Consider the following 19,609-nt stretch of genomic DNA (forward strand, 5'->3'; position numbering starts at 1 on the left):
CCCAGGCCTGCCTTTGAACGGACCTGGGGTCGAGCTGGTTGAACCTGGCCACCCGCAGGCACGGGCTCCGGCCCGCTTCGGGCCGGTGGGGGCCGGTGGGGGCCTCTGTGCCTTTCCCGCCTGTCATGACTTGCCTTCAGCCTTCTGCCGTTCAATTTCGGCCACGATCCTTGGGTGCAACCGCAGCTGGAACGTGAACTTCTTCTGGGCTTCGCGTTTCAACGTCACCAGCCCGGTCTTCACTATTTCACCGATGTATAAGCGCATGGCTGGCTTACTGACGGCGATCTTCTTTCTCAGCGTCTCCAGCGAAACTGTAATTGCGTCGTTTTCGCCACAGTTCTGGACAATCACGAAGTATAGCAGCTTCGCCCCCGGAGAGATCAAGAAGCCTTCCGTGACGAAATCCGTGATGTTGAATTTGATGACATCACTCCCTGTGAGTTTTTCCATTTACGCTGCCTTTGCATCCGTGGTTTCATGTGTTTCACAGTGGTCTTCGGCCCATGGAACAAGAGACGTTCGAATCCATGCGAAGAACTCCTCCTCGGCTAAGGCGGCATAAGCTTGTGCTTCCTGCCTCAAGGCTTCCCGGGCCGGATAAGACCGTCTGGTGCCCAGCCGGATGAGTGCCGAGATTGCCGTGGATCTCTCCCGGCCGGACAGGGCGCGTCCCAGACCCAGCGCCATGGCGTCCAAGGCCTCCTGGATTCTGGCGGGAAGTCCCTGCTTTTCCTCATGGCGGTGGCCCTTGGCATTCTCCTGGACGTTCGGAGCGTGCCCAGCCTTGTTCGAGGTATCCGCCTGCGCGCTTACTGCTCCGGTGGATTCCTGGCCTTCGGCCTCATGGCCATCCTGGAGCGCCTTCCTCGGCGCTTCAGGAAGTTCCTCCTCCCAGCGCCTGGCCCAGAGCCAGTTGGCCAAGTACGGGGCATAGCCTCTCAGCCAACGGAAATTGCGTTCGAGGTTTTCCCTGATGGTCGTCACCAGGAAGGCCGCATCGGGTAGGACTCCGGAGCGCCAAAGGTATCGCCACAGGCGCTTGGCTTTGCCCGGATCGGGATTTTTGTTTTCAGGCCAAACCGCCAGGATCACCCCGAACGTTTTGTCTGCCTCGGCAAGCTCGTCCTGACTGAGCCGGGCGACGCGCCCTGCTTTCTCCGATCTCTTCACTTGGCGTAAAACTGCCTTCGGTCTTCTGCGGCTGTCGCTCCCGGCAAAAGCGGGTACCGGTGCCAGCTCCATCGCCTCCCCCCGTCTTGCGGGGGGTAGGGGGGTCTTCTGTATTTCTTCTTTATTATTTCGTGCGCACTTTTCTGCGGGATAAACAGCAGGTTGCGTGCGGCATGAACTTGTTTGGTACGATCCATTTCCGTGTCTTCCGGCCTGATCCGGCTGGCCTTGCCTCGAAACGGCCCTCGGCCTCCGGCGCGCCCTTTCCGCCAGGATCGCGGGATGGAGCACCAGCCGATAGATGTTGCTGCGCCGCCCGCCGTTCTCCACGGCGATGAGCCCTGCCTTTTTCAGGTCCTGGATCGCTGCCTGGACGGAGCGCACGCTCCTGCGCATGTCTCGCGCCAAGGTGGCCTGGCCTGGCCAGCAATGGCCGCGCGGCCCGCACCGCTTGATGAGGCAGCCGTAGAGAATCACCGCTGAAAACGAGAGGTCGAATGTTCTCATGACAAACTCCTCCACATGGTCGCGTTTCGCGTCCCATCCCGTGAGATTTTCCAATTGTTTCAAGCCCTTGCGACTTGGAGAGAAAAGTACAAAAAACACTCAGACCCCTTGACGGGACCTCCCCTTTCGGGTACGGTTCGGCCATCCAATTGTGAATGGCCTTTGCCTTTCGTGCTTTTGAAAGCCTCGGTTGCACCCGAGGCTTTCGCCTTTTCAGGCCAGTCGCTGTTTCGTCGCCGGTGCTCCCGGTTGGACTGTTGACCGAGCGGCTGGCTCGTCAGGACCGGGACACCACGCCCGGCCGACCGCCCCGAAGGGCGGTTTCGCCGAAGAAGTTTTACTGAACGGAAGAAGCATGCCAGCTGAAACCACGGGAGGCCTCATGCGCTCCATCAGTCTTTGTATTGCCACTGCATTTCTCTTGCTCCTGGCTGGTTGTGCCCCGAAATCTACAAACAAAAGCTCGCTGACTCCTTTGACCATCAGCATGGGGAATGACTGTACAGCGTACGTCTTTACCAATGATGCTCTCCGGTACACATTTTCTGCCCCTGGAACGCAGGCCGTCCAGCAGGGGACGTACACAGTCAACATCGTGTGCCCGACATGGAAGCAAAGCTTCCTCAGTTTTAAAATTGACGTTGACCCTGTGGAGTTGGCAGCAGGGCCAGGTGCGGATGTAAACACTCCGGACACGACCATTACTCACTCTTCCCCACAGTAAAGGCGTAGGTCTTGGTTGCCGCGTCGTAGGTAACGCCAAACTTATTTCCATCAATTGTTTCGATAACAAAAGGCGTGGAAGAGTCCGGCAGGCTACTGAAATGATCCGGCTCAAAATAATGCATGAAGGCCTTCTGACCTATCTGCGCTGCAAGCCGAAACTCCACGGAGGGCAAAGCTCTTTGCGGCTTCTGCGGATCACGCATGTACAGATAGCGCATAAGCCTGCCTTCTTTGAAATAGGCATGCTCAACCGAAGACAGGATCAGAAGCAATGTTCCTGTAGTTGAATGAACCGTCTGGCCTTGCAATAATTCCAACGGTACGCCGAAACTCCTGTCTTCCAACACAATGAATGTATCGACAGGTGCGGTCAGGCTGACTTCATATGAAAAAGGATGGTTTGACAAAATCCTGTTCGTTGCCTTGATGCTCTTTTCTGCCGCATGTCCGCTGCCGCCATGCAGTATCAACAGCATGAGGCAGATGAGTCCGAAGCCAGTTTTCATAACGACGATCCTTGTGATAGTGATGATTGTTGTCTGACACCGCCTGCAAGGTGCCCACGGCCACCAGGCTGCCCGAGCGGTTGGTTCGTCAGGACCGGGACACCACGCCCGACCGACCGACCCGAAGGGCGGTTTCGCCTTGGCCCTCTCCCGCACCCCGGGAAAGGGGCTCGTGTTAACCCGGCGACCACCCCAGCCGGGAAAATCCCATTTAACCGGCTCAGCAAGGCGTTTTCCTCAACCGTTGCGAGTGAAATGCGATTGCCGTCAGGAGCTGTGCCGCCTTCGCCACCGCCTGGTCAGGCGACGATCCCTTGCGCAAAGCCTCCGCAATAGTGAACCCGGCCCATGACTCGACATGGAGCTGGTCGGCATACCTGCGTTGGAAAGTGGTCTTCGGAAACATCCGGTCCCTGCGAGTCCGAAGGACGCGCGTCTTACAGAAGAATTCCTTCATCAGCATACTTCCTGAGGTGGGCTGCCCTGCCCTGGTTGATCTTCCGCTGGAATGAGGTAGAGGAGCATGAACCCTCGTCCCGCGAAGGAATGCCTGCGGCCGCCCGGCCAGGTGCCGGGCGGCAGTCGGGTGGAGGGTTTGGCAGGGAGAGAGGGGGATCGGGCTCCCTAGAACGATCGAAGCCGAGTGATCCCCGGAAGCAAGGACAGCCAAGGGCTGGCGTAGTTTAACAGCGCCTTTTTCTGTTGCTACAAAATCAAGCGACGATACTTTCGACTTGTGTTTGTAACATGCTGAAAAATAATGATCTTTTAGACTACAGAGAGACTTTAAGCGCCAGAAAATGCAGCATAACACTCGGAAATCTCTGGATTTCTCAAGGTCAAGACATCGTTCACGGATAAACCGTGAAAAATCAGAAGGATAGCCCCCCACGCGCAGCCATCGAGGCCGCGCGCGCAGGCGATGCCGGGCGCGGGTTTGCCGTGGTCGCCGACGAGGTGCGAAAGCTCGCCGAGAAGACCATGACCGCGACCAGGGAAGTCGGAGAGGCCATTCAGGGAATTCAGGAAGGCACGAAAAAGAATATCGAAAACGTCGAAAAATCCGTGGACGGGATCGACGCGGCCACGGCGCTGGCCCAGGACTCGGGCAGGGTGCTTGGCGAGATCGTTGCGCTGGTGGAGGCGGCAACCGATCAGGTGCGGTCCATTGCCGCCGCGTCGGAGCAGCAGTCCGCCGCCAGCGAGGAGATCAACCGCAGCATCGAGGACGTGAGCCGCATCTCCGCCGAGACGTCCGGAGCCATGCGCCAATCCGCTCAGGCGGTGGAAGAGCTGGCGCAGCAGGCGCGGATACTGGACGGATTGATCGAACGCATGAAAATCGACGGCGCGGACGAGCCCGTGAAGAGTACCTGGGCTATCCCCGCCGACCCCGGGCGGGTGCGGCGCGAGCGGCTGGCGCAGTAACGCCTCTACTTTCTTTCTGACAAATGATGCCCTGGGGATGATTCCCTGGGGCCTCGTTCATTGGAGAGGTGGGGCGCTGCCCCACACCCCGGCGGGCTCCGCCCTGCACCCGCCAGGGGAGAAGCCTCCCCTGGACCCGGCTATTAGCTTCGCGTCGTGCGCGGGGGGGGGGCGGGGCTGGGTGCTGGTTGCTGTCCCGTCCGTGTCCTGGCGGGCGGGCTAGAACCGATTTGAAGACGATTCGTCGCCCGCCCGCCAGAACCCGACCGTGACAGCACCCAGCCCCCGCCTGAAATCACACCGTACGGCGCTCGGACTCTGCCGCGCAGGCCGCGTCCGTGGCAGCACACAGCCCCCGCCATCGACGAAGATAGCGATTTCAAGAATTGAAGAGCCTGAAGCGCGGCTTTGCGCGCTTCAGGGCTCTTATTTGGCAGGGATCTGAACTGTAACGGGGCGTTGCGCGAAGCTAATGCAGGGTCCAGGGGGATCATCCCCCTGGCGGGAGAGTCCAGAGAGGGCAGCGCCCTCTCTGGCCGCCGGAGGCCAGTTATTTCCCTTTGCGCAGCTGATACTTCACCACGGCGGCATTATGCTCGTCCAGGCTCTTGGAGAACTGGTGCGTGCCGTCGTTTCTGGCCACGAAGTACAGATAGTCGTGCACCTCGGGGCTGGCGGCGGCCTTGAGCGCTTCCAGGCCGGGGTTGCATATGGGTCCGGGCGGCAGGCCGGGATGCTGATAGGTGTTGTAAAGGTTCTTGGGGTCGTCCAGATGGGCGCGCTTCAGGTTGCCGTCGAACTTCTCGCCTAGCCCGTAGATGATGGTGGGGTCGGTCTGGAGGAGCATCTTCTTGCTCATGCGGTTGGCGAAGACCCCGGCGATCTTGCCGCGCTCGCCGGACTGTCCGGTCTCCTTCTCCACGATGGAGGCCAGGATCACGGCCTCGAAGAGCGCCTTGCCCTCGGGCGCGCCGTTCGGCCAGACCTTGGCCGCGTTCTTGGCGAACTGGGCCAGCATGGCTTCCACCACCTGCCGGGCGTCGTTGCCGGGCTTTCTGGTGAAGAGATAGGTCTCGGGGAACAGGAACCCCTCGGCGCTGGCAGCGGGAATGGCGTATTTGGCCAGCAACTCCTTGTCGCGCGCGGCTTTGTCGAAGCTCTCGGCGCTGCCAAGTCCGGCCTGCTCGGTGAGGCGGGCGATCTGGCGCATGGTCAGGCCCTCGGGCACGCTGACCCGGTACAGGATGGCCTGCCCGCTCACCAGCTGGTCCAGCACCTTCTGGGGCGTGTAGCCCGTATTCAGGAGATATTCCCCGGCTTTGAGCCTGCCGTCCTGCTTGGTGTACTTGGCCAGTAGCTTGAAGCCCAGCGGGTCGGTGATGAGGCCTTCCTTGTGCAGGAGGCCGGTGATCTGCTCGAAGCTCATGCCCTGGTCCACGCGTATGGTGACCTCGCGCCCAGGAGATTCCGGGGGGACGGTCAGGAAGCGGTGCCCCTGCCAGAGGGCGAACCCGCCAGCGGCCAGAACCAGGAGAACCAGGAGGGAAAGAGCGCGCCTGAGCATCAGTATTTCCTCTCCACGGGCCTCGCCGCATCCGGGGCCGCAATGTAGCTCTGCAGAATGCGCACGGCGGCCTGCTGGTCAAGGATAGCCTTGCGCTTGGCCTGCTTGACCCCGGCAGCGCGCAGGTCGTCCAGGGCCTCCGAGCTGGAGAGCGTCTCGTCCATGAGCAGGACCGGGACGGTCACGCGCCGGGCCATGCTGGCTGCGAAGTTGGTCGCCTGGCGGGCGGTCATGCTGTCGATGCCGTCCGGGGGGGCGGGCCAGCCCACCACGATGAGCTCAACGCCTTCCTGCGCCACGATGTCCACGAGCTCCGCGAACAGGGCGTCGCGCCCGGACTGGCCGTGGCGCTCCACGCGCTCGATGGTCTTGTGGGGGAAGGCCATGGACCCGGCAGGGTCGGTGAGGGCCAGCCCCACGCGCTTGAGGCCGAAATCGATGCCGAGGGTTTTCACGGCCTGCTCCAGAAGGGCCGAAGGGCCCGGAACGCCACAGCGTCCCGGACCCCTTGGCCGCGATGTTCGATGCTTGTCACGGGCCGGATTCTTATTTGGCCAGCGCCGGTTCAGCGAAGCTGACGATCCTCTTCCTGCCTTCCACCTTGGCCTGGGCCAGGGCGCGCCGGAAGTTCCTGCGCCACTTGGGGCCTTCCCAGATGGCGGCCAGGTACTCGAGCGTATGGTAGACGCTCTGCTTGCGGCTGGAGCGCAAGAGGCAGCGCTTGATGCCGATCTTGCAGGAAGGGCAGCCCACCAGGATGGGCTGGGATTCGCTGGGCGCGTTGCCCAGGTCCTTCACCAGCTGCTCCTGCTTGCGAAGCCGGATGCGGTTGTACAGGTCGGGGCTGGTCATGGCGCCGAGGCCCGATTCGCCGCAGCAGCCGGGGGACATGTCCACCTTGGAGCCGGTGAGGTCCGCGATGGCCTGGCGGTACATCTCGGGGGCCTTGGCCAGGGAGACCCCCTCCCATTCGGCGTGGCAGGCAGCGTGGTAAATCAGCCTGGGCGACGCGGTCATGCCGTCCGGGGAGCGCTCCGGCAGGCGCGAGACCAGATACTGCACCACGTCGAAGTGGGGGATCTTGCTCCCGGCGATGACCTCGGTCTCGTAGCCGGAGAGGGTCTCGCGGCAGGTGCCGCAGGCGGTGAGCACGGCCTGGGGCTTCACGCCCTCGTTGGCGGCCTTGACGAAGATCTCGCCGATGGTCTCGATGTTGCGGGCGCGGTTCTTGCGGTAGGCGTCCTGGTAGCCCGAGGAGAGCAGCGGATAGCCGCAGCACATGTGGCGCTCGGGGATGATGACGCTGACGCCCGAGCGCAGCATCAGGTGCAGGGCCGCGTAGCCGATGGTGCGCCAGAACAGGGCCGCGCCGCAGCCGGGGAAGTAGAACACCGCCTCGCCCGTGGGACGCTCCGGCACGAAGATGCCGCCCTTTTCCAGGTGCAGCGCGTCGGCCAGGTTCTTAAATCCCGTGAGCGGGCCTGAGCCATGCATCATGGGGTTGGCGAAGCGCATGCGAAGCGGTCCGGGGATCAGGCCAACCAGATGGTTGGTGACGGCCTGTCCCCAGGCGGCCATCTTGGCCATGGACGGGGCGCGTTCCTCGGGTTTTTCCGCGACGAAATGCAGCACTTTGGATTTCAGGCCGTGGCCGCCCGCGCCCTTCTCCTGGAGGAAGGCGCGCATGTCCAGGATGGCCCCGGCGGTTTTGATCTTCACGGGGCAGGCGGCGGTGCACTTGCCGCAGGTGGTGCAGCGCTCGGTCATCTTGCGCAGGCTCTCCAAAAGCTGGGCCGAGGGCCTGCCGTGGTGCACCTGGGAATAGTAGATGGCCTCGATGAGCGCGCCGAGGCTTATGTTCTTGTTGCGCGGGTGGTAGATCAGCCCGCGCTCCGGATAATACATGGGGCAGACCTGCTTGCACTTGCCGCAGCGGGTGCAGACCTGGATGTTGGTCAGCAGGGTGGTGAGCTTGTCCTTGTCGGGAAGCGCGGTCTTCTGGATGTCCCGGATGAGCCTGTTGAAGGAGAAGGTGTAGGGCTGCGAGTCCAGCTCGCGCGAGACCAGCTTGCCCGGGTTCAGGATGTTCTTGGGGTCCACCTGCTGCTTGTAGGCGCGAAGGGCGGTGATCTTGTCTTCGGGCAGGAAGGCGATCTTGGTGATGCCGATGCCGTGCTCGCCCGACACCGCGCCGCCAAGCTCCATGACCTTCTCGAAGACCTTGTCGGCGGCTTCGTGGGCCTGGGCCAGCATCTCCGGGTCGTTGGAGTTCACGGGCAGGTTCACGTGGCAGTTGCCGTCGCCCGCGTGCATGTGGTTGGCCACGATGATGCGCCGGGCCAGCATGTCCTGGTGGATGGCCTCGATCTCGCCGTAGAGCTTGGGGTAGCGGGTCTTCACGTCCGTGAAGAAGTAGTAGGCCTGGACCTCAAGCTCCTGGTCGTTCAGCTCCTCGGCGGTGCGCAGGCCGCGCAGGATCTCCGAGGCGAACTGCATCTCCATGGACACGAACGCGTCCGAGTCCGGGAAGCCGGGCAGGCGCGTGACCTCCTGCAGGGCCTTGCGGTAGGCCTTGGCAAGATACAGCAGGTTCAGCGTTTCCAAAAAGTCCGAGAACTCCGGGATGACCTCCAGGGGGATGACCACGTCCTCGTTGATCTTGAAGCCGGAGGTGCGCTTGGCGATGGCCGAGAGCTTGTGGCGGTCCTCCCAGAAGAGCTCCGCCTCTTTCTCGTCGCGGGCCACGAAGGCGTCCACGTCCTCGTGCTTTTCGGCAATGGCCACGATGTCGCGCACGGACTTGTCCAGGGCTTCCAGGTCGTTGCCGTCCAGCTGCAAGGTCAGGACGCTTATGGGGTCACCCTCGTACTTCGAGGATTTCTTCTGGTATTCGATGGCCTTGACGTACTTGGCGTTGAACTCCTCCAGGGCGGAGATCTTCACCAGGTCGCCTTCGCGGCGGATCTGGTCGCGAAGGGCCACCACGCCCTGGATGGTGAGCATGGCGTTGTGCATGGAGCGCCCGAAGAACTCCAGCACCAGCACCTTGGAGTGGGCCAGCTTCTCGTAGCAGATGAAGCAGGCCTCGGTGATCACGCCGTCCACGCCTTCCTTCTGCATGCCCGGCAGACCGCCCAGGAACTTGTTGGAGACGTCCTTGCCCAGGCCCGCGCCGCGAATCTCGCTGCCGGGGAGCGCCACGGTGTCGCGCACCGTGCCGTCCTGGTCCACGATCTCGAAAACGGCGGTCTCATGGTCCAGGATCTTGTGGCGGGGATGGTCCACGCGCCGTATCTCGATGACGCGCGCGTCTGGCGTGACCATCTTGTAGGACAGCAGGTTGTCGAGCGTGGTGCCGTACTCGAAGGCGTAAGGGCCGCCCGCGTTCTCGGAGATGTTGCCTCCGATGGACGAAGATGCCTTGGAGGCCGGGTCCACGGTGAGCACAAGGCCCTTTTCGGCTGCCGCGCGGATGGCCTGGAGGGTGATGACGCCCGCCTGCACGCAGATGGTGCTGTCCTCGGGGTTGACGCTCAGGATCTGCTTGAGGCGCGTGAGCGAAAGCACCACGGTGCGAAGCCTCGCCGGGACCGCGCCGCCGGTGCAGCCGGAGCCGCCGCCGCGCGGGATGACCGAGAAGCCCATCTCGCCCGCCAGCTGCATGATGCGCTGCACGTGCTCGGTGCGGTCCGGAGCCAGCACCATGAGGGGCAGCTCCATGCGCAGGTCGGTGGCGTCGGTGGAGCATTCCACCATGTTGTGGGGGCCGTCCAGGATGGCCTTCTCGTCCAGGAAGAGCGAAACCTTGGCTTTGAGTTCCTCGCGGAAGCGGGTGTCGTCGTCGTAGGCGGCCCAGAAGTCCTTCACGGCCTTGGAAAGCAGGCGGAAGTACTCCGGGGTGAGCATGGTGGTGGCGCCGGTGAGGCGCTTCTCCACGGATTCGCGCACGTCCTCGGCATCGATGTAGGGGTTGTAACGCACCAGGAAGAGCTCGCTGGCAAGCGAAATGGCGAGCTCCTGGATGTCCTCGGGCCATGAACCAAGCTCACGGTCGCCGATGCCCAGAACCCTGGGGACCAAGCGTTTGAGCGGGATCGATATATGTGGCTGCTTTTCTGGCATGGTGGGGAATACCTGCAATCTGTGATGGGAAAGCAAGTACATTTAGTACCGGCGTGGGCGGATGGCAAGCCGTTTCGTCCAGGGGAACGCGAGGGGACAAATCGTGATTTTGGGCGCGTTCGGCACTCTCCGGCGATTATTATCGGTTCTTGATGCGTCCCATGTGCGCCTCACGGTCCATCTGAAAGCGTGGAATGCCGTCCCGAGGGCTGCAAGGACGGTGATTGCCCAGTTCGGCTCAATCGGACCGGGGCCGCATTTCCCGTGTACATACCGGCCCGACTTCGCTTAAATACTCTTGAGTCAGGTTGGGAAAACGCGCCGCGAGGCCGCCCGGAGCATCCGTGCGAAACGGCGGCCAGAGGAACGCAAGTCAACCAGGCAAACGCACCGCAGCCACAGGGAGTGAAGCATGTCACACGATGCAGACCTGGCGCAGAAGAGCCTCATCAAGGAAACGCGCGGACAATACGAGAACGAGAAGATTTTCCGGCATCTGGAGAAGCTGGTGGACCGCATGGACGCCATGCAGCAGTCGGTGGCGGAACTTCAGAAGGACATCACGGACATCAAGGCCCAACTGGGCATAGGCTGATCCGGCCCGGAGGCACGCATGTGGCGGCCGTCCCGCATGGGGCGGCCGCTTCCTGTTGCGTTTCCGGGTTGCAGGCCGAGAATGAACCGGTTCTGACCGGCGTGCCGCCCAAACCCGCGAAGCACTGAAGGATTCCAAAGGAACTGGTTCCTTTGGCCGCCGGAGGCTCCTCTGCGCTGCCCCCGCCGACACCCGCACATCCCCATCACGGCCAAAGCGCCCATCCTGCGTCAGGCCAGGTCAGGCCTCCCCCCGGCGAGGCCCTGAGCCGGGGCGATCCGCTCCAGGGGCAGCCGGATGACGAAGCGCGTCCCGCCACCTGGCGCAGCCTGGACAGTGATCGTGCCATAATGCCGGTTCACCACGATGAAATAGGAGACCGAAAGCCCGAGCCCTGTGCCCTTGTCAGGTCCCTTGGTGGTGAAGAACGGCTCGAAGATGCGTTTGCGCGTGGCCTCGTCCATGCCGGGCCCGTTGTCCTCCACCTCGATGACAGCGCATTTTTCCTCTTTGCGGGTGCGCAGGGTGATGGCGGGTTCTGGCGTCTGCGCCTCAATCAGGGCCTGGGCGGCGTTGCGCAGCAGGTTGAACAGCACCTGCTGCATCTGGTTGGCGGAGCAGGGCACGTTCAGTTCCTGCGTGTCGTACTCGCGGATGATGGCGATGTGCTTCAAGTCGTAGCGTTCCAGCAGGTTGTAATCCTGCTCGCAGAGCTCGATGGATTTCTCGGCCACGACGTTCAGGTCGATGGGCAGCCAGGCCGAAGAGCCGACCTCGCTGAATTCGATCATGTTGGAGACGATGGCCGCTGCGCGTTTGGCTGATTCGCGTACATCGTCCAGAAGCTGCGGGAGCTGCCTGTCCTCGAAGTATGCCTGGAGGGCCTCCATGGGGCATCCTGCCCGCCCGGCGGCGGCCAGGTTGGCCGGGGCGTCCGGGCGCAGGCGCATGGCCAGGACCTGCGCGCTCTGCATGATGCCGCCCAGGGGGTTGTTGATCTCGTGGGCCATACCCGCAGCAAGTCCGCCCACGCTGGCCATCTTCTCGGTCTGCACCATGGTCTCTGTGACCCGGTTGCGCTCCGTTATGTCCCTGGAGAACCCGAACAGGCCGACTTTCTGGCCGGATTCGTCGAAGAGCGGCCCTTTTGTGGTGAGAAACGCTCTGGAGCCGTCCATTGTGGTCAGCTGTTCTTCGATCGTATTCGTGGCGCTGCCCGCGAGGACGAGTTGGTCGTATTCCCTGATTGCGGCGGCCTGCTCCGGCGGGAACACAGCCGAGTCGGACTGGCCCAGGATGTCTTCGACGGGTTTTCCCACCCGTCGGGCCGCCTCCTGGTTCACCAGCAGGTAGCGGCCCTGCGCGTCCTTGACGTAGACGGCGTCCGGCGTGCTGTCGATGAGCGAGCGGAGCAGCTTTTTCTGGCGGATCAGCTCCGCTTCCGTCTTTTTGCGCGAGGTGATGTCACGGGCTATGCCCAGCATCAGCATGCGGTCGGTCAGGTCGAGGCGGACTGCCCGGAGTTCCACGGGGAGGGCGGAGCCGTCTTTTCTCCGGTGGCGGGTTTCGAAGAACGCTTTCCCCTGGCTCCGGAACGCGGAGACGAAGCTGCTCAGGGACTCGGGGGTCTGGTTCATGTCCAGGTCCAGGATGTTGAAGGCGAGGAGCTCTTCGCGCGAGAAGCCTGTCTGGTTTTGCGCCTCGGGGTTCACGTCCAGCAGGCGTCCGGTTTCGTCCGCAAGAAAGATCGCGTCCCCTGCGTTCTCCACCAGGAGCCTGTAGCGCTCTTCGCTCTCGCGAAGGGACTCCTCGGCCCGCTTGAGTTCGGTGATGTCCGTGAAGAATCCGAGAATCCTGTTCTGCCCGCCAATCTCCAACAAGGTGCAGTTGACGATGACGTACCGGAGGGAGCCGTCCTTGCAGAGGACCGGGAGGGGTTGTGACTGTTTGGTCACGCCGGAAATCATGCTTTCGAACTCTCGCAGGGTCATGGGCAGGGTCTGCGGGGGGTGTATCGATTCCACGCGCAGGTCCAGGAGTTCATCCTCGGTGTAGCCGAGCATGGCCGAGGCCTTGGCGTTGGCCATGACGAAGCGGCGGGTCTCGGTGTCGGCCACCAGAATGCCCAGGGGGCACTGCTCTGTGATGGCCCGGAATCTGGCTTCCGACATCCGGACGGCGTCCCGGATTCTCTCCCGCTCGGCTTCAGCCGCTTCGAGCACGCCGATGCGCTGGCGCGCGCGGGCCAATTCTTCGAGGAGTTGTTCTTTTGTCTTGTCGCAATCCTGCATGAGCGTTCCTGGATGCCTGGGGGATTTCATCGAGCGAGGAAATCCCTCGACGCAGGTAGGATTTATTCATGAGACCCTGCATCGTCAATCGGAATCAGAAAGACTCCTTTTAATAAAATAGGCCTCAGAGCTGAACTTGCAAGTATCCTTATGGGCTGGTTGTTTTCCCGGTCGGCCACGGATACATCCGGGATGATTCAGCATGTGCGAATTGGATGGCTTCATGAGCCCGCCAGCCGAGGCAGCTCTTCTCTCTCCCTGCGCTCCAAAAAAACGCCGCCCGCCGGAGTGCCCGGCGAACGGCGCGAAGCGGTAAAGGATTCCAAAGGAACTGGTTCCTTTGGCCGCCGGAGGCAATTCCCGGCTGTCTAGCCTTTCAGCTGGGCCTCGATGTCGGCGATCAGGCCGGGGTGGACTTCGTAGTTGGAGTCCTGGGCCTGCTTGACGCAGTTCATGGCCTGCACGGCGTCGCCCTTTTCCAGATAGGCCAGGGCCAGGTTGTTCCAGGCCGGGCCGAACTTGGGCTGAAGCTCGATGGCGCGCTTGCTGAACTCGATGGACTCGTCGATCTCGCCAGCCATGAACAGGGCGCTGCCCAGGGTGCCGATGGCCTGCACGAACTGGGAGTCCAGCTTGACGGCCTTGCGCAGGAATTTGATGGCGTCCTCGACGTTGCCCATCTGCAGGTGGCAGAAGCCGATGTTGGCGTGGGGCACGGCGAAGCGGGCGCGGGCGTTCAGGGCGGCGGTGTTGTACTTGAGGCAGGATTCGATGTCGCCGTCGTTCATGGCCAGGCCGCCGAGCTGCACGTAGGCTTCGGCCATGGTGGGGGAGCGTTCGGAGGCGCGCAGGAAGCAGGTCTTGGCGTCCTCGAAGCGGCGCTTGGCCACGTAGGCCACTCCCAGGTTGTAGTGGGAGGTGGCGCACTGGTCTTTCTTCTGGAGCTTGGCTTCAAGCTCCGCGATGTAATCGTCGATGTTCTGAGCGGTCTGGGTCATGGTTTGTTTACCCCAATCATTTGAAATTCTTGAATTCGTCCAGCATGCCCTCTTTTTCGAGGATTTTTGCGTACCACTGCACGAAGTCGAACATTCCCTTGAAGCGCGCGGAGCCGTTCACCACGCCCACGCAAAGCTCCCAGGCTCCCTGGGAGTAGTCCGTGCTGAGGGGCTTGTCCGGCGGCAGGGACTGCAAAAAATCCCGCATGAGCTGCTGCGAGGTGCGCTTGGAGGTGTCGATCCTGATGTCGATGGGCTCCAGGGGTTTCTGGAAGGGGTCCCAGTTGTCGTAGCCCATCTTATCGATGAATTTGCGCCTTCTGGGGGCGATCTTCTCGTAGATGGCCTTTTTTTTGGCCTCCTCCTCGGGAGTGAGCGTTGGCTGCACGGCTAGTCCTCCTTGGTCTCCTTGAGGCCGAAGAACTCGTCGTCGTAGGTGCTCAGCATGGCCATGGAGACCGGCACCAGCATTTCCGCCAGGTAGTCGTACTTGCCGCCCACGCGCTCCACGATGCGGCTCGAAAGTTCGAAAAGCCTCTCCTGGAGTTTGGCGATGTTCACCGCCGGGTACTTGCCGCCTGCGGAGAAGCCGGACTTGCCGCATACGCGCATCTGGCCGCCGATGTTGAGCGGCGCGCCGTAGAGGCGGCAGGTGATCGGGCGCACGTCGTACATGGCGCAACGCTCGTCGTCGGCCAGCAGGGCGCAGCGGATGCGCTCGCGGGCGAAATCCTCGACGATCTTTTCGTCGGCGATGCCTGCCTTGTGGGCTTTCCAGGCCTTGTGCTTCAGGCGGTAGTGCTCGCGGTCGGAGCGGTTGGCCGCCTCGGTGAGGACGTAGCGGGAGTCGCCTTTGGGGTGCAGGTGGTTGAAGCGCCTGTTCAGGTACATTGCCTCCACCAGGGTGACGTCGAAGGGCGCGTGGCAACAGTCGGAACAGGCCACTTCGCAGCGCACCTCGGCGGGGCAGGCCGCCTTGACCTTGGCGAACACGGCGTCCACCTCGGCGCAGAGGGCCTCGTATTGCTCGAAAATATCGGAGAAATCGGCGTCGATCACGGAAGCTCCAGGCCGCAGATGGCGGCAGCCAATGATATAAGCCTTCAAAACCTCGGGGCAAGGGTAAAATACAGGCGGGAGAGGCCAAGCCTGGCCGCTCCCGCCTTCTCAAAGAGAAAACGGCTGAAGGGGATTATTCTTCCTCGACGGTGATGGCGTCCTGGTCGCAAACTTCCACGCAGGATTCGCAGCCCAGGCACTCTTCCTCGTTGATCACGACAGCCTTGCCGTCCTGAAGCTCGTAGACTTCAACGGGGCAGACATCCACGCATTCGCCGTCGCCGGTGCACTTCTCTTCATCAACGGTGACCTTGTAACCCATGGTCCTAACCTCCACTCTCACGGTTGGTTTGTTGCGCTCATGGTCAAGGATAAGCCACCCCAGTCGTTGGGCCTATCCTGAAAGCCTAATAATTTAAGACATTTGGGCAGCGCGCGCAGGCCGCACTGCCCTCATGGGCAAAGCCTTAGCCTCGGAACGGAAGCCATGTCAAGCCGCGTGGACAAACAGATTGAGGGGGGTCGGGCATTGTTGCGAAAAAAAATGTCAGGCCCCCTAAAGTCTGCCCCCTGTTGAACCGATAAGAACAGCGGAGTCAGCTGGAATGCAAGCTTTAAACGGCCAAGGATAGGCTGGATCATGAGCAAGATAATCGCCCTGCGGCCAAGCCGCGATACATTGAACCCGGTGCTGCTGATACACGTGTCGCACAGGGTGGATTGCATCCTGCTCTGCCTGCGCAGCCTGGAACGCTTCACCAACCTCGGCCGCTTCAAGGCCATCTATGTGGTCGCCGACGGAGTCGGGGCAGACATCGCCGCCATCCTCTACAGGTTCATGCACACCCGCGACAACGTGGAGGTCATCCACTGCTCCCCGCGCGGAACCCTTCCCAGGGCGGGCGACATACTCGGCGCCATCCTGACCCGCCACATCGACGACGTGGTCATCTCCCTGGAGGAGGACGTGTTCGTCGCCCCCCTGTGGCTGGAGCAGCTGCTGGAAGGCTACCGGCTGCACCGCACCAGCGCGGACATCCCCCTGGTCAGCGCGTTAAGCCCCGTGAGCCCGGCCGGGCGCTTCGCCCTGAACAGGCACCTGAAGAGCACGCACCCGGCGGAGCGCTCCATGTTCGAGGGCGGCGCCGTGGAAGAGAACTGGGTGTACCACCGCTGGATGTGGGAAAAGGTCGTGAACGAGAATTTCGTGGAGAACTGGATCGCGACCGGTCCGGCCCCGTATTTCTATCCCGGCTTCGCCTCCATGGACTGCGCAGTGTACGACCGCCGCCTCATCGAGGCCATGCTGCCCCTGGCCGCCGACAAGACGCAGGAGGGCCCCGGAGCGGACTGGGTGAACGTCACGGCGCTGCTCATGGCCCGCAACTGGAAGAACGCGGTGGTAAGCCGCTCCATCGCCCATCACTACAGCTTCTCCACCTGCGAGGAGTACCTGCGCTCCCACGTGCCCCTGGACATGGTCTGGCAGTACCTGCAGGAGCTGTGGCGCGTGGAACAGCTGAAGTCCAAGAGCGTGATGTCGGGCAGGCTCCGCTCGGTGGTGGCCGCCATGGGGGCGGGGAGCTAGCCGCACGCGGAACGCCTGGCCTGGACCCCGCACTCCCGCGCGGGCATGATGAATCCGGTTCGTTTGAGAACCGGATTTTTTGTTTGCCCGAGAGCGATTTCCACCCGGAAAAATGCTTCGGCACAATTGTCTTTCGCCCGGGTTTTCACGTATATGAGGGAGAAAGACCATATCCCAGCCTTACGGAGGCCTGCGATGACCAACGAGCGAGCTGAATGGTACTGCCCCACCTGCAACGCCAGCAACGATCCCGACTTCACCCATTGCCGCATCTGCGGAGTGGCCAATCCCAACCTGAAGGACCAGCCCACCAAGAAGTGCACGTCCTGCGGCTACATGGCCGGCAAGGAGACCTGCTGCCCGGTGTGCGGCAGCGACTACTTCCTGAACCTGTAAGGCTTCGGACAGAGCGGGGCGGCCTGCGGGCCGCCCCGGCAAGCTTTGGCGACACGCCTCCCGTATTTCCCCTGTGCGGGCCTGAAGACGCAGGCCCCCCCGGCGGTTCGACGTTCCAATCAATGACGTACGCTTGCCTTTGTCTTCCGGGCGTTTCCGGGGAGTTCCAGGAGTGTGGCCAGCAATCCCGTGGCCAAGCCCCAGGCCCTGGCCAACCTTGGATGGCGGCGTTTGGTTCGGCTCTGGAGTGCTCTCTGGCGGGCCAGGCCGTATTCGTGCGGCGTAGCCATCCTGGCTTCGTGAGCCAGCCCAAACGACCTGACACTCCCGCAGGGAGTCTCCCGACCCCCTTACGACGCAAAAAGAGACGGCCCCAGGCGTTATGCCGGGGGCCGTCTCGTTTGATGGGCGCTTTACCCGGAGGCCCCGCCGTGCGGGGCCTCCGGGGATGAATCGCTAGGACTTGCCCTGGGCCGGAGCGCCAGGAGCCGCCGGAGCCGCCGGAGCCGCAGGCGCAGGGGCTGCCGGAGCCGCAGGCGCGGCGGCGGGAGCGGGGATCAGCCTCTTATCGCCGTCCCAGACCTGGGCGGTCTTAGGCAGCGGGGTCAGGTAGGTGGTCCACTTGTGCTTCTTCAGGTTCTCGGGGTCCATCTGCATGGTGCGGCTCCACTCCAGGATGGGCGGAACGATCTTGCGGATGTCGCCTTCCAGGTCCTTGCCGATGCCGTAGTTGGTGGCCTGCATGGCCAGGTCGGCGGCGCGGCGGCTGTACTCCTGGGAGCGGGCCAGGGTGTCCAGGGCCTTGGCGGGGTTGTGGAAGCCCACGGAGTTCTCGGCGGAGACGTAGTCCCACATCCACTGGCCGTGGCGCACGTTCTCCTTGGCCTGGAGCATGAGCGCGTCATAGGCGGGGTTCTTCTCGCCCTTGTACTCGTTGCCCAGGCGCACGGCCTCGTGGGCGCGGGCGGAGTAGTCCTGGGCCTTGATGAGCTGGTCATACACCTTGCGCTGGCTGAACAGCACGCGTTCCTTCAGGTATTCCGGGGTCTTGTCCTGGTGGCACTGCTTGCAGGTGCCTTCGATGTTCAGAAGGGGCGAGGTCCACTGGTGGTTGCTGGTCTTCTTCTTGTCCGGGTCCACGGTGCGCGTGTAGGCCATGTGGCAGTCGGCGCAGGCCACGCCGGCAGCGCCGTGGGGGCCGTTGGCGGACATCTCGAACTCGGGATGCTGGGCCTTCAGCATGGGAACCTTGGAGACGGGGTGCACCCAGTCGGCGAACCAGCCTTCCATTCCCTTCATTTCCACGGCGCCGTGGTCTTTGTAGTATTCGTAGATGTTTTCGGGATCGATGCCGCCGAAAGGCTTGTCCGGGGTCGCGCCGGTGGTCCAGGGGAAGACCGGCTTGGCTGCGGGGCCGAACTTGGCGTTCTGGAAGTAGTACTCCACGTGGCACTGGCCGCACACGTAGGAGCGCATCTCGTTGCGGCTGGCCTTTTCCAGGTCCACGCCGAGCTTCTGGAAGGCTTCCTTGAGCGGCACGGAGGAGATGCGCAGCTTCATGTCCGCCGGGTCGTGGCAGTAGGCGCAGCCGATGGAGTCGTCCTTCTTGTCCTGCTTCTCGCGGAAGGAGTTGAACTCCATGGTCCACAGCTTGTCGCCGTATTCCTTGTGCCATCCGGCCATTTTGTTGGTCTTGCAGTTCCAGCAGGTGGTGGGCAGCCCGGCCTGCTCGGAGAAGCGGTTGATGCGGTCGGTGTTCTCGATGTCCTCGATGGCGTAGGTGTGGCCACGGGCCTTCTTGTATTCAAAGCTGAAGGGATAGCCCAGCCAGAGGTTCTTCAGGTAGGGCTGCGCGGCCTTGGGGTTGCCCTTGGGCGGCTGGTTGACGTTGTCGTTCTTGTCCCAGGGCACTGGTCCGCCGTAGTCGGTCATCTGCTGGAGATCGTCCTTGTTGTTGCGCTGGTAGGTGGTCCACTGGGCCGGGAACTGCTTCTCGAAGGCCTTGTTGCTGGTCTCTTCGCTTTTCAGCCCGGTCTTGTAGGTGGGGGACTTGGGACCGTCGGCCTGCTGGCCGCATCCGGCCAGGATAACGCTCAGGCAGGCGGCCGCGAGCAACGCAAGCACGATTTTGTTCTTAGCCATCAGCGACCTTCCTTGTGGAAATGGGGGTGCGGGACTTGTGCGGGACGGAGCGGTGGCACTCCACGCAGTAGGGCTTGGCGTCCATGGCCACGGTCTGGATGGTGGGCTCATGGCAGCGCTTGCAGTTGGCCTGGATCACGTCCTTGTGCATCTTGCTGGCGTGGATGACGTCGGGGATGTTCTTGGACACGGTGCTCCAGACGTCGCTGCCGCCCGCCTGGGCCTTGAAGGGGATCTTGGCGGCCAGATTGTTGGGGGCGTGGCAGTCGTTGCAGGCGAGTTTCGCGTGGCCGGAGTTCTTGAAGGTCCAGAAGGCCGAGTCCATGGTATGGCACCCGGAGCAGAAGGCCGCCTGGTCGGTGGCCTGCATGGTGTAGGCGCCGCCAGCGCCAAGAACCAGGACCACCAAGAGTATCATGGCCACTGTAAACCAGTTCGTCATTCCTGCCTGTCTCGGCGGCGAGTTGCTCATGCGGCTTCCTCCTGGGTGCTGGCCCGGATCGGCACGCGGCCC

Annotated in this window: 17 protein-coding genes, 2 other RNA genes and 1 pseudogene; 5 read left to right on the forward strand and 15 right to left on the reverse strand. The window is 62.5% G+C overall.

All coding sequences use genetic code 11. From position 1 onward, the window contains the following. Window positions 1–123: 123 nt before the first annotated feature. The 5 genes from G453_RS0100975 to G453_RS26910 all read right to left on the reverse strand — a co-directional run bounded on the left by G453_RS0100975 (window position 124) and on the right by G453_RS26910 (window position 3,052). The gene (locus tag G453_RS0100975) at window positions 124–453 is read right to left on the reverse strand and encodes a hypothetical protein (protein ID WP_027189527.1); all 330 of its coding nucleotides are present in this window, start codon (window positions 451–453) and stop codon (window positions 124–126) included. Beyond that, complete coding sequence (locus tag G453_RS21645) at window positions 454–1,779, reverse strand: helix-turn-helix domain-containing protein (protein ID WP_156920747.1); 1,326 nt, start codon at window positions 1,777–1,779, stop codon at window positions 454–456. 164 nt (window positions 1,780–1,943) lie between these two features. Beyond that, window positions 1,944–2,009, reverse strand: an RNA gene (locus G453_RS26905) — hammerhead ribozyme type II. A 372-nt stretch (window positions 2,010–2,381) separates the two neighbouring features. Continuing rightward, a complete protein-coding gene (locus G453_RS0100985) occupies window positions 2,382–2,912 on the reverse strand; it encodes a hypothetical protein (RefSeq protein WP_027189528.1) in 531 nt (176 codons plus the stop codon). A 74-nt stretch (window positions 2,913–2,986) separates the two neighbouring features. Beyond that, window positions 2,987–3,052: hammerhead ribozyme type II (locus G453_RS26910), an RNA gene on the reverse strand. Between the two features lie 754 nt (window positions 3,053–3,806). Between G453_RS26910 and G453_RS0100995 the strand changes: the two are divergent. Then, window positions 3,807–4,340 (forward strand): annotated as a pseudogene (locus G453_RS0100995) (methyl-accepting chemotaxis protein); the annotation flags it as partial. Between the two features lie 550 nt (window positions 4,341–4,890). Here G453_RS0100995 and mltG read toward each other — a convergent pair. The 3 genes from mltG to G453_RS0101010 form a co-directional block, all read right to left on the reverse strand. Then, window positions 4,891–5,904: an endolytic transglycosylase MltG gene (gene mltG / locus G453_RS0101000; protein ID WP_027189531.1), complete on the reverse strand. Its 1,014-nt coding sequence runs from the start codon at window positions 5,902–5,904 to the stop codon at window positions 4,891–4,893. After that, the gene (ruvX, locus tag G453_RS0101005; protein ID WP_027189532.1) at window positions 5,904–6,359 is read right to left on the reverse strand and encodes a Holliday junction resolvase RuvX; all 456 of its coding nucleotides are present in this window, start codon (window positions 6,357–6,359) and stop codon (window positions 5,904–5,906) included. Before ruvX ends, mltG begins: the two co-directional genes overlap by 1 nt. Window positions 6,360–6,450: 91 nt before the next feature. Beyond that, complete coding sequence (locus tag G453_RS0101010) at window positions 6,451–10,026, reverse strand: FAD-binding and (Fe-S)-binding domain-containing protein (protein WP_027189533.1); 3,576 nt, start codon at window positions 10,024–10,026, stop codon at window positions 6,451–6,453. Window positions 10,027–10,438: 412 nt separating this feature from the next. Between G453_RS0101010 and G453_RS0101015 the strand changes: the two genes are divergently transcribed. Next, window positions 10,439–10,621 carry a DUF1515 domain-containing protein gene (locus G453_RS0101015; protein ID WP_027189534.1) on the forward strand — a complete coding sequence of 61 codons (183 nt, stop codon included), beginning with the start codon at window positions 10,439–10,441 and terminating at the stop codon, window positions 10,619–10,621. A gap of 230 nt (window positions 10,622–10,851) precedes the next feature. Here the strand turns inward: G453_RS0101015 and G453_RS25820 are convergent, their stop codons facing one another. The 5 genes from G453_RS25820 to G453_RS0101040 all read right to left on the reverse strand — a co-directional run bounded on the left by G453_RS25820 (window position 10,852) and on the right by G453_RS0101040 (window position 15,291). Further along, complete coding sequence (locus tag G453_RS25820) at window positions 10,852–12,912, reverse strand: PAS domain-containing sensor histidine kinase (RefSeq protein ID WP_027189535.1); 2,061 nt, start codon at window positions 12,910–12,912, stop codon at window positions 10,852–10,854. A 368-nt stretch (window positions 12,913–13,280) separates the two neighbouring features. Further along, on the reverse strand, window positions 13,281–13,910 hold the full coding sequence (locus G453_RS0101025; RefSeq protein ID WP_027189536.1) for a tetratricopeptide repeat protein: 630 nt from the start codon (window positions 13,908–13,910) through the stop codon (window positions 13,281–13,283). 16 nt (window positions 13,911–13,926) lie between these two features. Next, the gene (locus G453_RS0101030) at window positions 13,927–14,298 is read right to left on the reverse strand and encodes a hypothetical protein (RefSeq protein WP_027189537.1); all 372 of its coding nucleotides are present in this window, start codon (window positions 14,296–14,298) and stop codon (window positions 13,927–13,929) included. A gap of 2 nt (window positions 14,299–14,300) precedes the next feature. Then, entirely contained in the window at window positions 14,301–14,969 is a 669-nt protein-coding gene (locus G453_RS0101035; RefSeq protein ID WP_235731659.1) for a YkgJ family cysteine cluster protein, read from the reverse strand. Between the two features lie 133 nt (window positions 14,970–15,102). Then, the gene (locus G453_RS0101040) at window positions 15,103–15,291 is read right to left on the reverse strand and encodes a ferredoxin (RefSeq protein ID WP_027189539.1); all 189 of its coding nucleotides are present in this window, start codon (window positions 15,289–15,291) and stop codon (window positions 15,103–15,105) included. A 318-nt stretch (window positions 15,292–15,609) separates the two neighbouring features. On the opposite strand from G453_RS0101040, the gene G453_RS21655 reads away from it, so the two are divergent. The 3 genes from G453_RS21655 (at window position 15,610) to G453_RS28975 (ending at window position 17,256) form a co-directional block, all read left to right on the forward strand. Beyond that, complete coding sequence (locus G453_RS21655) at window positions 15,610–16,557, forward strand: hypothetical protein (protein WP_051271343.1); 948 nt, start codon at window positions 15,610–15,612, stop codon at window positions 16,555–16,557. A 195-nt stretch (window positions 16,558–16,752) separates the two neighbouring features. Next, complete coding sequence (locus G453_RS0101050) at window positions 16,753–16,953, forward strand: hypothetical protein (protein WP_027189540.1); 201 nt, start codon at window positions 16,753–16,755, stop codon at window positions 16,951–16,953. A 174-nt stretch (window positions 16,954–17,127) separates the two neighbouring features. After that, window positions 17,128–17,256: a hypothetical protein gene (locus G453_RS28975; protein ID WP_268870737.1), complete on the forward strand. Its 129-nt coding sequence runs from the start codon at window positions 17,128–17,130 to the stop codon at window positions 17,254–17,256. A gap of 153 nt (window positions 17,257–17,409) precedes the next feature. On the opposite strand, the gene G453_RS21660 is transcribed toward G453_RS28975, so the two are convergent. Beyond that, the gene (locus tag G453_RS21660; RefSeq protein WP_084502019.1) at window positions 17,410–19,095 is read right to left on the reverse strand and encodes an ammonia-forming cytochrome c nitrite reductase subunit c552; all 1,686 of its coding nucleotides are present in this window, start codon (window positions 19,093–19,095) and stop codon (window positions 17,410–17,412) included. Continuing rightward, window positions 19,088–19,567 carry a cytochrome c3 family protein gene (locus G453_RS0101060; RefSeq protein WP_027189541.1) on the reverse strand — a complete coding sequence of 160 codons (480 nt, stop codon included), beginning with the start codon at window positions 19,565–19,567 and terminating at the stop codon, window positions 19,088–19,090. Before G453_RS0101060 ends, G453_RS21660 begins: the two co-directional genes overlap by 8 nt. Window positions 19,568–19,609: the final 42 nt, after the last annotated feature.

The sequence above is a fragment of the Fundidesulfovibrio putealis DSM 16056 genome, assembly GCF_000429325.1.
In the GTDB taxonomy this organism is placed as follows: Bacteria; Desulfobacterota; Desulfovibrionia; order Desulfovibrionales; family Desulfovibrionaceae; genus Fundidesulfovibrio; species Fundidesulfovibrio putealis.

Coding starts and splice junctions, on each gene's coding strand:
- G453_RS0100975 (WP_027189527.1), bottom strand. CDS start 453: ATGGAAAAACTCACAGGGAGTGATGTCATCAAATTCAACATCACGGAT.
- G453_RS0100985 (WP_027189528.1), bottom strand. CDS start 2,912: ATGAAAACTGGCTTCGGACTCATCTGCCTCATGCTGTTGATACTGCAT.
- mltG (WP_027189531.1), bottom strand. CDS start 5,904: ATGCTCAGGCGCGCTCTTTCCCTCCTGGTTCTCCTGGTTCTGGCCGCT.
- G453_RS0101010 (WP_027189533.1), bottom strand. CDS start 10,026: ATGCCAGAAAAGCAGCCACATATATCGATCCCGCTCAAACGCTTGGTC.
- G453_RS0101015 (WP_027189534.1), top strand. CDS start 10,439: ATGTCACACGATGCAGACCTGGCGCAGAAGAGCCTCATCAAGGAAACG.
- G453_RS25820 (WP_027189535.1), bottom strand. CDS start 12,912: ATGCAGGATTGCGACAAGACAAAAGAACAACTCCTCGAAGAATTGGCC.
- G453_RS0101025 (WP_027189536.1), bottom strand. CDS start 13,910: ATGACCCAGACCGCTCAGAACATCGACGATTACATCGCGGAGCTTGAA.
- G453_RS0101040 (WP_027189539.1), bottom strand. CDS start 15,291: ATGGGTTACAAGGTCACCGTTGATGAAGAGAAGTGCACCGGCGACGGC.
- G453_RS21655 (WP_051271343.1), top strand. CDS start 15,610: ATGAGCAAGATAATCGCCCTGCGGCCAAGCCGCGATACATTGAACCCG.
- G453_RS0101050 (WP_027189540.1), top strand. CDS start 16,753: ATGACCAACGAGCGAGCTGAATGGTACTGCCCCACCTGCAACGCCAGC.
- G453_RS21660 (WP_084502019.1), bottom strand. CDS start 19,095: ATGGCTAAGAACAAAATCGTGCTTGCGTTGCTCGCGGCCGCCTGCCTG.
- G453_RS0101060 (WP_027189541.1), bottom strand. CDS start 19,567: ATGAGCAACTCGCCGCCGAGACAGGCAGGAATGACGAACTGGTTTACA.